Here is an 11,603-nt window from a genome sequence, read left to right on the forward strand (position 1 = left end):
AAAAGCGCATCGGCCTCGTCAAAGAATAGGATGTTTTCCGTTTTTTCAGCTTTGGCGAGCAGGTTGGCGAGGTTTTTCTCGGTCTCCCCTATAAACTTCGAAACCACCATGGAAAGGTCGATCTTATAGACATCCTTACCCGTATGTTTTCCCAATAAGCTTGCCGTGAGGGTTTTACCCGTTCCCGGGGGGCCGTGGAACAATACGCGGTATCCCGGCTTTAGTTTTTTATGCATTCCCCAATCGTACATCAGTGTATTACCGTGGTCCATCCAGGTCCGCAGCTCCTGGATCTGGGCGTCGGTCTCCTCGTTGAGTACGAGATCGTCCCATTCCATTTCAGTGGTAATCAATTCTGCGGGGAATTTTAGGCTAAAGCGTGGTTTGCTAATTTCACCCTGAAGAAAGAGTTCCACATAGTCTTGCGACAGTACCAGCTTGCCACTGGTCACTGGTTCTCCCTCCGATGCCTCTTCGAGCCAAAGGATATGATTTTTTGCGAAAAAGTGGTCCGGGCCAAAATACCCATATAATTTTTGCCGTTCCTTAAAATCCTCTCCTCCCAACAGAAAGAGAGCCGTTTCGCCAGTGGGCAAAAATCCCCTGAAATTCTTGCCCCGAACGCCACCCAATTGCGGAAAATCACCTGTGGACTCCAGCTTGGCCTGGATAACCCGATCCAGCAAGTTGCCGTCTACATGCGGACAGAGGGCCAAGAGCAGAAGCGTCTTTTCTTCTTTGGTAGGCTTGCCCTCTTTTAGAATATCAGGAATATGTACAGACCATTTTCCCAATGCGGGAATCTTGGGTTCGGTACTAGTTTTTTTCGCATCAAAATAGCTATCCAATCGGTAGCGGATATAATTTTCCAGGTATTTAAATTCAGGTAAATTCATACTAATCGGCAACCCGTTTTATGGCGATGTTTTTTGTCCTATTTTTGATGCATGTGTTATATTACACGTATCCTCCTTGGTCGAACCATTTAAAAAGCTTTTTATTCTTTCGTTTTAGTTTTTTCGGTGCCACTTTAAACAGCATGTAGGCATCGGCAAATGCTTCTTTCGCATTAGTTTTTGAATAATCGGTCAAAGCTTTTTTTCCTTTTGTGAGCTTTTGGAATTTCGCAATAGTACTATTTGAAACGGTGTCTTCCATAACTTTATTCGTATCATCCATTTTTATTTTGGCGGACTTCAATTTATTTTTGATCGCCAATATGTCATCAGTTTTGGAGGTTTTCTGTAGTTGCTTTTCTATTCTGGCAACCTCTTTTTTCGCATCGGAAGCCTTTTCCATAGCCAGTCTGAGCTTGCCATATTCCATGGCATGCCCTATTTCATGGATAATTACATCGGCACCTGGTTGAACCCCATACCCTTTTTTCATATCATCTTCCGAATCGGAATTCATACAGTCATACATGGTAATCGTATATTTACGATGTACGATTTCAGCTTCGTGCAAACCACACAGACCATAGTCTTCCATAGTGCATTCATATTCAGGATTCGAAGCGTTTTTTTGATTACATCTATTGGTCCATCTAATAAAGTGATACTTGCCCAGTAACGGGATTTCCCTTTCCGTCATAGTTCCCAGTGCCTCCGATAGCAATACAAGATCCCGCGGACTCCAGTCCTTATCTCCTCTTTCAATCGAAATATCATACTTTTTTTCAAGCATTTCCTTTGTCTGCTTCTTTTGATCGAAACCTTTCGACGAATAATATTGTGGGTACACGGAAAAAGCCTCGCGAGCTTTTTCAACCCTTATTCTGTTTCTATAGTCCCTATTGTAATAAAGTGCCATCACGGCACTAATTCCGGCCTCACAAACAAATTTTCGTGCATCCCTTTCTTTCTTGATCTGCTCAATGAACGAAGCTCTTTCCTTCCCAAGGATCTGATCTAGAAGAGCCTCTCGATTAATAATTTCTATCAAACCCACGCCACCGGGAAGAATATCACTATCTTCCTGTTTTGAACAATTCTTGCCGGCAGCACCAGGTTTCTTTTCTTTTTTTTGAATTGAAAGTGAATTCTGCTGCACCACATGGGTCAGCTCATGGGCCAAAAGGTGCTTTCCTTCGCTAGAATCGGGATTGTATTTCCCTGAATTGAAATAAACGTCGCTCCCATGGGTAAATGCCTGTGCGCCCAACTCTTTGTTCATGTTCACGGCATCTTGATCGGTATGGATGTTTACCCCGCTGAAATCCGTTCCGAAGGAAGATTTCATTTCGGCCTGGGTGTTTTTTGGCAGGGTTTTGCCCTTGCCCGACTTGCTTTTTATTTGCCGGGCCACCCCTGAACTTGCCGCCGTTTTGGTACTGCCATTACTTTTTGTTTGTAGCGATTCTTCTTCCTCTTCGCCCTCCATCTTACTTACCATACCTTCCTCTTCTTCTTCGCCTTCCATTTTGTTGAGCATTCCCTCCTCCTCGCCTTCCATTTTATTCAACATGCCTTCTTCCTCTTCACCATTCATTCTCTGCAATTCCGGTTTTTCCTGCACCAACTTATCTTCTTCCATCCGCTGTTCTGCGGTACCTAGTTTTTCATCCTCCTGTGGCGTTGCGAGGGACTCCCTTTGGATACTGCTGATCTCCTTGTTATGTATATCAGGTTTTGAGGTAGTATTGACTACGGCATCGGCCATGTTATCGGCCTCCTTTTCATATTTGTCCCCGGGCTTGCCGACCGTTAGCTTGGTCTGTACCATTCCGCCCCTTGATGTATTGAAGAAAGGGGTTCTGCCCTGCTTTCCAAAAAATGGGGCTTCCTGTTTGTCCATCTTCTCATTGTTATGTGGACTTTTGTTATGCCTGCTACTGAATATACTTTTCATCTCCTTTTTATTATAGGGTTCATCCGTGCCAAAAATTCGGTTGTCAGATCTGTATAATCCAACGCCCCGTTGGAAGTTGCTTCATAGGTAAAAATATCCGTACCGTTTTCCTGGGCATTGGCCAGGGCAATATTAATCCGTATGGTCGTTCTAAAAACTTTATCCCTTGAAAATTCCGATTCGATTTCCCGCTTTATCTGTCGGTTCATCTTTTTACGATCGTCATATTTCGTTAGTACAAAACCCAAAAGTTGTATTTTCTTATTGAGTTTACGGATCAAATCCATGTGCTTCAAAAAGCTTCTTGCCCCTTTTAAGGGCAGAAACTCGGCCTGCAACGGAATCAATACGTAATCGCTTGCCACCAAAGCGTTGATCGTCAACATTCCCATGGATGGCGGGCAATCGATCAGCACAAAATCATATCCCTTCAGCGGGGCGAGTAATTGGGAAAGGATATGTTCCCTACCGTATACGCTAGCCAATTCCAATTCCGCACTGGCCAGATCCAGTGAGGCGGGTATCAGGTCCAGCCCCGATGCCCGAACCCGGGCATCCGTCAAGTCGGTCTTTTCGCCCATAGCTTCTTTATGTAGCACGGAGTAAATAGCATTGTCCACTTCCCCGGTAAGCCCTACCGATTGGGTAAGATTGGCCTGGGGATCTACATCGACCAACAGTACCTTTTTGCCCCTGTTCTTGAGCCCGGCCGCCAAATTGATGGCCGTAGTGGTCTTGCCTACGCCACCCTTGAAATTGGCTATTGAAATTATCTTCATTATCTTCTGCTTTTACTTTTTTTTAGGACAGACCCCACCGTCCGCCCTATTGCAAACTGCTACTCCTCACTAATCTCACCCCAGTTCCCCGTTAAAATAGTGTACCGCTTTGTTCCAGACCTCACAGCCCACTTTATTGCCCAGTTTGCGACCTTCCAGATTACCATCGGTAAAATGGATGCCCCCGTACAACCTCGAAATTCCGGCTTCATCTGCGGCATCTTTCAAGAGTTTCCATTCCAGGACCATATCCTCGCACGGGGTGCATTCGGGCTCTACCCTAGATCCGCCCTTGGGTATAGTTACCGATTCCCCATATTTTCCATTTCCACAGAAACTGGAAAGCACTTCCTCGGCAGCGGCGCTAAAGGTGCTATGTCCGGAAACATACTCCGAAAAGGGCGGGGTGGGAATATACGGTACCCAGTTTTCGCCCTCCAAGGTCTTCGTGCCCTCGCATGGGCCGCCCCAGGCCTGGATGCTCTTCCCCCTGTACAGGTTATGAATGGCCGAGATAGGCCGAACATAGTCGTAAAAGACCTTGCAGTCCCATGCCGCGATACCGGCATCCAAGAGGGCATTGCCCAACAGGAAGAACATTTTGATATCATAGGCGTTCTTATGTTCCCTTTTTCGGGAAAGATACCGCGCCAGCCGACACAGCTGCACCGGGGGCGTCGCCCAGCGACGGGAATCGTCCTTGACGGAATCCACAAACTTAGCCTCGTGCATGCCCGCCCAGAACTCCGCGATCATCTTTTGTTCATCGGTTAGGTTCTTGCTGTAGTTCAGAACGGTCTGCGCCTGTTTTTCAAAAGCGCCATCATCGCTTTTTACAGGCGATGGCGGCCGAAACTGCCCGCCCCAGCTCAGGGCGAAGGGTTTGATCAGTCCCCAATGGGCGGTCAAAAACTCCTGCGGCTTATGTTCCCAAAGCTGGGGCTGCCAACGGTCCCGATATTTCTGCGCTTGCGGAACCGCGGAATTGACCGGTGCGTACTGGCAGAAATCCGAATAGTTCAATATCCTTAAGGTGGCATTGGCGTTGGCGCCGTCGCCCATACGGCATTCCAGTACCAGCCTTCCCGAGAGATTGCCTATCCCCACAGCAGTCTTGGGCGACAGGCTTTTATCGTTGGGATCATAATCGCAGTCGCACATAAATTCCCGGAACATGTTTTTTTGCTCCGGGGGCAGTTTCCCCCAGAACAGTTCCTGGGCCACGTTGTAGGCTGCATAACTATACGTCTTTTCACGGTTTTCGGTAGTGCATTCGCTGTCCGGTCGCTTGAGGCGGCTGCCCGTCGTGGTACTTACCTCGCATCCCCCATCGTTAAAATTGGTCCATGCGTCGTACATGGCGGTATGTGCCATTGCCAAGGCGCGGGACGCCAAGGTGGGCGGAAAGGCCACGTAGTGAAGGGCATCGCAGACCAAGCGGTTCCATTGGTGGGCTTTGCTGGGGATGTTTGTTTTTGTTGTTGCCATGATGTCTTTTTTTATTTTTTGATTTCGAACTATTATCGTCTTGCCTTTTTCTATCCTTTTTTTACTTTTGGTGGTACTTTTCATAAACCAATGCGTATTGGAGTTTTTGTCTCATTTTTTTTTTGATAGTTCTTCCTGCCACAAGTCAAAGACTGGCTAGAGCGGGGGCAATTAAATTTCCTATTCCGGATGCAGTTGTAAAATCCATCGAACAATCATCCGGATTGTAATTACATTGATTCATTAAATTACGAAACATATTGCTTTTTTCCGTAGGCAAAGCCAGCCAGAACAAATCAGTTAGCACACGATAAGCGGCATAGCTAAAAGTTTTCTCAGCTTCATTCTCCCCACAATTTACCCCATATCTTGAAGTGGTGGTGCTGAATGGGCATTTGTTATACCCACTCCATGCACCGTACATAGCGGTATGCACCATCGCCAATGCCCGCGTGGCAAGGGGCGGTGAGGAATTTGTAATCTTAATGGCCTCAAGGGTTATTTGATTCCATTGGAGGGCGATGGGTTTGGGTGAATTGTGGGACATGGTTTAAGAGTTAGAAATGAAACAATATAGCTTCTGATTTTTTTGTTGTTATGTAGGTTCCAATGTTTCCAATTCTATTTCGTGTTTTTCAAAAACCCAATAATCCAATGAAATTAAAGATTTAGGTTTTTTTCTACCAAATCTAGAAATAACCAATTTTGAATTTTTCTGTTGGTGTAAATACTCCTGCAGATTTACTAATTCTCTGTAATTGATTCTTCATTTTTTCGCAGACCAATACTACATCAGGCCTTTCTAATATTCTAAACGCTTGAAGTGACTCGTCAATCTCAGATAATAAAACCAGCTTTCTGATTTTCTCAATATAATCTGGGTTTGAATTGTAATATTCAATGGTGGATTTCTTTTTGTCAATACATTCAACTGCGGATAAAAAATTGGCTAAATAGTATTTCAAGTCAGACGAAAGAATTTTTACCGGGATAAATTGTACATTTTCGCCTTCCAAGTGTTTCTTTATTTTTTCCGAAGCGACCAAACCAGCGGCCCAACCAAATATATCTCCAATGCTACCTCTGGAAAACGATTCTGCAGTAATATCTGGCAGCGGATTTTCAAGCTTCTTTCCGGTGAGTAAGGAGACGATATTTGTATCATTGATACCGTTCATTTTTTCGCAATAGGCAAATCCCTCACCTTTGAAATAGACATCCCATACGAAATAGTTCATATTTTGAGTTTTTGACATACTTTAATTTATTCTACTTCTTCTTTTTGAAAGTTCCGATTTTAAGTTTCCTGTGAGTATATTCAATTCGGATTTGATTTTGATAGCGTTGGGCTTATTCTTCAGTGTCGTTATTGTGAGACTAGTCAATCGTCTTCTTACATCCCGTGTATAATTTCCATGCGATCCACTATGGTACTTATTTGACATGCAATATCCGTTTTCTGCTCCATTAAAGTTCCATCCATTTTCTTCCGCGGTTTTAATAATTGGAAAGTCATTTCTTAGTTCAAGTGGAATGAGATGATGTGCTTGCTGTTTATCGTTACATCTCAATGCCCTCCTTAATTGCTTTCGGGCAGCTGCATGCGGGTTAAAGAACTGCGTCAAACCCCCTATTTTAATCCTTCCCTTTATTATGGTCAATGGGGGAACATAGCGGATCCATTTTAATTTTCGACGAATACCCTTTATTTGTCCTTTTGTTTGAAAATAAGTGTAGGCTTCGGGTAATTTTGGGTTGTTTACACTTATAACTTGTCTGCCCTCGATTTTAGCTATCCTTTCATTGATTGTCTGAATTTTTTTGGCCCGTGTGGGATCAGGACCAGGGGATAAAATGCCTTTGAACAGTTCAATGGCCTTATTCCCGAACTTCTTTATAAGTTTATCCCGTAATTCTGCAAAATCCCGTTGAACAGTATTGGAAACACCGTTCTTCTGCTGCACTACATGTGTTAATTCATGCGCTATTAATCTATCGCCTTCTTTTGACCCCGGTCTAAATTTGTTTTCGCTGAAATAGATATCGTTACCGATCGTAAATGCGTTTGCGTTCAAAAGTCCTGAAGCCATCTCAGCATTGGAATCCGTGTGTATTCTGACGTCCTGAAAATTATGACTGTAAAGTGGTTCATAACTTTTTTTCTGGTTTTCATCCAGTGGCTTCCCGGTTGATGCACGCACATCATCTGGCAAATTCGATACGATTTCTGGATAGAAATTATTTTCGCTTTTGTCTTTTCGTTCAAGAAATAAGGATGGTAAATTTGAAATAAGAAAATCATCCGTTCCTTCCTCCAATGTGTTAAGCACATTGGTAATTATGCTCCCAAATTCTTCTTTTGCCGTATCCAGCAATTTTGAGAATATCTCATTTAAGGCACTATTTACAAGATCCATCAGTGTATCTGGAAGGAAATGAGCAACTATGTTATCTGCGACTGCATCTTGTAGTCCTGGAATTTTTCTGCCTATTATTACTGCAGGATGTTTAATTGATTTGGTAACAATATCGGTGATCACTCTGGCAACTTCCTCCTGCGTAATCATATCTTCTTTCGTCAGCTTTTCGGTTATTAAGCTGAATGAATTTTTTAACATTGTAAACTGGCCATGAAGTTTTGTGGACAAACTTTGAGACAATTTCATGGCAATGTCTTTTCGATGCTGTTTATCTGTTATTTCACTGAATAAGTATTCCAGTTCCGGGAGGTCTGCCAATAGGTTTATCAGGTTACCAAGAAGGAAGCTTACCTTACTCCTGAATTTAAACACAGGGCGCAATAACCTTCTTATTTTTTCTACATACTTTCCAATTTTTAATGCAAGACCAACTATGCCTTTCGACTTTCTTCTCTTTGCCTTTTTGGGTTTTTTTGCGGGCCTTTGTACCCAGGTATCTATAATTGTAATTGCGGGCGATTCTTCAACGCCTAGTGCTATACCGACTAGCTTTTCAGGATTAGCAAACCAGGATTTTACCTCGTCAATATGAGTATGGATTTCGAGAAGCAGGTATGTCATTTCCACAAGAGACTCGATTGCTTCCCTGTCAACAAAAAGGTCGGCAAACGCACTGTCCAATACCTTCTGCAGGCTTTCCGGCATTGGAAGATTTTTAATCCAATCTAGTTTTACAGTATAGCCCTCAGCTGGTTGTTGTGTGCCAAACTGTCCCGGAACATTCGGCAAATCATCAGATTTTTCTTCTGCTTGCTCGCCCGATTCATCAGGTGCACCATACAAAACATAAAGTACTTTGTCTGCCTTTTTAACCTTATCAATAAATTCTTTACTTGGAGCATTCACGAACTCAAGCGTCATCTTATAATTTCCGACTTCAAATGTAAAATTTGAACCCTCCTTGAACGGCTCAAATGTTACATTGTATATGCCTGGAGACAAAAGGGCATTAAGATTTATTACAGTAAAATCCTGTTGGCTAATGCGGTTACCTTTTGCATCAAGAAAAATAAATAGTGAGGACTGTTGAATGTCGCCGCCACCCCGTTGAATAAGATTCGCATTAGGGATAATACTTATTGCGGCTTTCTTATTGATGATTGGTTTTGATTCGGTTTGTTGTATTACATGAGTTAACTCGTGCGCTAGTAATTTCTGACCTGTTTGGCTTTCTGTGTCATATTTTCCCCTGTTGAAATAAATATCACTCCCATGGGTGAAAGCTTGTGCGTTAAGATTCTTGTTCATTTGTACTGCGGAACTATCTGTATGGAGCCGAACTCCAGAAAAATCGGCACCAAAGAACTGTTCTATTTGTTCTCTATAAGCATTCGGAATAGAATAGCCACCCCCCTTGGAAGAGCGCAGACTTGTTTCTATGCTATTAGATGTGTCCACGGTCTCCGAAACACCGGGATCTCTTTGCAGATGATCTTCCTTGCTACATGATGTGCATTTCCTTTGGATTTCTTCTTCATCAGAAGATACTTCATCTGTTTCGGTATCAGTTTGCCGCTGTATTTCCTCTTTAGATTCCTGAATCGCATTCTCCTCGTCCAATGGCTCCTCCTCAGTTTGTCGCTGTATCTTAATTGGAGATTTCTGTACGACTCTCTTCTTATCACTTTCAAATATTGGTTTCTCTTGCAACTTTTCTGGCTCAGCACACTCCGCGCATTTTCTCTGAATGGTCTCCCCATGACCCTCTCCAAAAGAGAGGGAATCATCATCTGGCGGCTCTGCATTGCTTTCGAAAATGGATTTCCGGTGTATTTCCAAAGGCGATTTCTGAACTAAATTCTCCTCTTCTTTCTTTTGCAGTTTTTCTTCTTTATCAAATGCTGCACATTTTGTTTGCACCAATGGGGTGATCATTGTAGCCAGTGGTTTTGTTTGAACAGCATTTTCTTTTTTTGTCAACACCTCTGGAGTTGCCAGCCGCTGCACAACTTTATCAGCCATGGCATCGGCTTCCTGTTCGTATTTATCATTGGGCTGGCCAATGGTGAGTTTGGTTTGTATAACTGGTGAACTGAAGAAACTTTGTGTAGCGTCATTGGATATTGAAAAAAAACCGTCTTGATTATTTTTTGCAAAAAAAGGTTTGTTCTCCTTTTTTTGAAGGTGAGTAGTAGTTGAAGATATTTTTGCTTCAGCGGTTTTCATTTTGTTTATTTCCTTAAATGCTTCCGGAAATACCGATCACTGTATTTATGCCTTTTTCCTCACCCGGATTCGCGGGGTTTTTAATATAATCAATTTTTACATCCAGGTTTACTCCTCTTCCTATAGGTATTTGCAGGTCCAGTTTCAAATTGCCATCTTTCAATAACTCGTATGTTTTTAAGGCTGCTCCCGTTCCGATGGAAAGAATACTGCTCCATTTTTTATTTGCACCGGCAAACCCAAAACTTGTTTCCAAAAGGTTCTTCCCAATTCCGTACCTCAAAAAAGTATCTAACATCAATTGCTTATCGCCGGGAAATAATGTAGCTACCCGGTTAAACTGGTGTGCATTGTTAAGAAGGTTTTCATCTATATCTAATTTCAATTGCTGGCCATAACACCCTAAGTTTGGAAACTTCGGGTCTGAACTGCAGTTGGCTGCACGGGGTTTTCTGCCCAAAGGAATTGGTGCAGCAGGTCCTGTATTGTCAGGCGATACTGGTTTGGTTTCAGGTGGTTCCGGTTGTTCCTGTCGTTGCACCGCCGGTACTACAGCGGCTGCTGATGGTTTTATAGACTGAGGATCTTGCTTGGCAGTAAAGAATGAAGTATCATTGGTATCAATAGAAAAAAAACCCTGATTGTTTTCTTTTTGAAAAAAAGGGCTGCTTTTTTTTTGCAAAGTGGCTACAGGTTTATTTTTCTCCAATATCTTCATTGATTTATTAATTTTTATTCCGTTACTGCATTTTTTGCTTTTAAATAAGATTCAACCACTGACTCTATCATCTTTTCGTTTTCTGCAATGCGATTGGCGGCCGTACGCATATTTATCGTATCCCAGCGTTCATCATGAATTAATTCTTCAATACGCTGTACAAACCGGTTTGCTTTTTCCTTTTCGTTTGCTGTGTCCTTATAAGGCCCGGCCGACATAGAAAACAACATTTCCTCGCTGCGTAAATTGGAATCAATCAAATTATAATTTCTCCAATGCTCCCGAAAACGAAAAACTTCCTGTAGGGCCACCCCGATACTAACCAGCAAACTGAATATAGTTGCCAGGTACAGGAATATTTTATTATCATCAGACAGGTTTACCAGTACCGGAACCAAAGCAGCACTAATGGCTATTATTACAGAAGCCAGCAGGTGCCAAAATCGGTAACTCCTTGCCTTACGGAAGTATAAATTGATTTTAAACTGTACCCTTTCGGCCATATACTCTTCCAATGACCGGGTTGTCTTCGATTCAATCTTCCTGTAATCATCATTATTTATTTCTACTTCTTTAGACATGAAATAATTTCTATTCAGTTTATCACCTCCACTCCACCCACAATATCTCCTTCATCCAGGGCAATTTGATCATACTTAAATTCCATGGCAGCTTGTCCAACAAAATATCCTGTGCTTTTTGTTCTACATAAAGTTTCCATCCAGTCGGGCCATTTTCCAGTTTACCGTCACGCATCAGAAACCCCTCCCGAAGTCCATCGGGAGAAGTGTTGCCCAAGGCACCCCAATGGTCGATGGCCGCTTGCAACAATTGGTCTGCCTCCTTCTTTTCCTTTTTGGTCAACTTTAAGGTGTGGTCTAAAGGGAGGTTGACGGGCATTCCACAGAGCAGTTTGGGTAGCAGTGTTTCGTATTCCTTAGGCTTTTCCTCTCCCGTCGCCAAGAAATGGATCAGGAGAACCGCCTTGCTCTGGCTTTTGAAATTCTTGAACTCCACGACATCCACCAGCTTGAGTTTTCTAAAAAACGAACTTAAAAAGGGATGGAGCAATGCCACCCCTGCATTTTTTAGGAATTGGGGGGATTCCATAGAAATCTCTTC

At 42.9% G+C, this 11,603-nt stretch carries 10 protein-coding genes; all 10 read right to left on the reverse strand.

What is annotated here, in order from left to right:
- A partial coding sequence (locus ACEW8S_RS14520) for an ATP-binding protein (RefSeq protein ID WP_373518855.1) occupies window positions 1–896 on the reverse strand: 896 nt, incomplete at its 3' end.
- A gap of 61 nt (window positions 897–957) precedes the next feature.
- The gene (locus ACEW8S_RS14525; protein WP_373518856.1) at window positions 958–2,850 is read right to left on the reverse strand and encodes a DUF4157 domain-containing protein; all 1,893 of its coding nucleotides are present in this window, start codon (window positions 2,848–2,850) and stop codon (window positions 958–960) included.
- A complete protein-coding gene (locus tag ACEW8S_RS14530) occupies window positions 2,847–3,629 on the reverse strand; it encodes a ParA family protein (RefSeq protein WP_373518857.1) in 783 nt (260 codons plus the stop codon). Before ACEW8S_RS14530 ends, ACEW8S_RS14525 begins: the two co-directional genes overlap by 4 nt.
- Window positions 3,630–3,704: 75 nt before the next feature.
- Entirely contained in the window at window positions 3,705–5,117 is a 1,413-nt protein-coding gene (locus ACEW8S_RS14535; protein WP_373518858.1) for a vanadium-dependent haloperoxidase, read from the reverse strand.
- 145 nt (window positions 5,118–5,262) lie between these two features.
- Complete coding sequence (locus tag ACEW8S_RS14540) at window positions 5,263–5,664, reverse strand: DUF6851 domain-containing protein (protein ID WP_373518859.1); 402 nt, start codon at window positions 5,662–5,664, stop codon at window positions 5,263–5,265.
- A gap of 142 nt (window positions 5,665–5,806) precedes the next feature.
- Entirely contained in the window at window positions 5,807–6,355 is a 549-nt protein-coding gene (locus ACEW8S_RS14545; protein WP_373518860.1) for an imm11 family protein, read from the reverse strand.
- Between the two features lie 21 nt (window positions 6,356–6,376).
- A complete protein-coding gene (locus ACEW8S_RS14550; RefSeq protein ID WP_373518861.1) occupies window positions 6,377–9,763 on the reverse strand; it encodes a DUF4157 domain-containing protein in 3,387 nt (1,128 codons plus the stop codon).
- A 13-nt stretch (window positions 9,764–9,776) separates the two neighbouring features.
- Entirely contained in the window at window positions 9,777–10,481 is a 705-nt protein-coding gene (locus ACEW8S_RS14555) for a hypothetical protein (RefSeq protein ID WP_373518862.1), read from the reverse strand.
- A 14-nt stretch (window positions 10,482–10,495) separates the two neighbouring features.
- The gene (locus ACEW8S_RS14560; protein ID WP_373518863.1) at window positions 10,496–11,062 is read right to left on the reverse strand and encodes a DUF4231 domain-containing protein; all 567 of its coding nucleotides are present in this window, start codon (window positions 11,060–11,062) and stop codon (window positions 10,496–10,498) included.
- A 22-nt stretch (window positions 11,063–11,084) separates the two neighbouring features.
- Window positions 11,085–11,603 (reverse strand): contractile injection system tape measure protein (locus ACEW8S_RS14565; RefSeq protein ID WP_373518864.1); only part of this gene is annotated, 519 nt, incomplete at its 5' end.

This window comes from Pricia sp. (genome assembly GCF_041745955.1).
Lineage (GTDB): Bacteria > Bacteroidota > Bacteroidia > Flavobacteriales > Flavobacteriaceae > Pricia.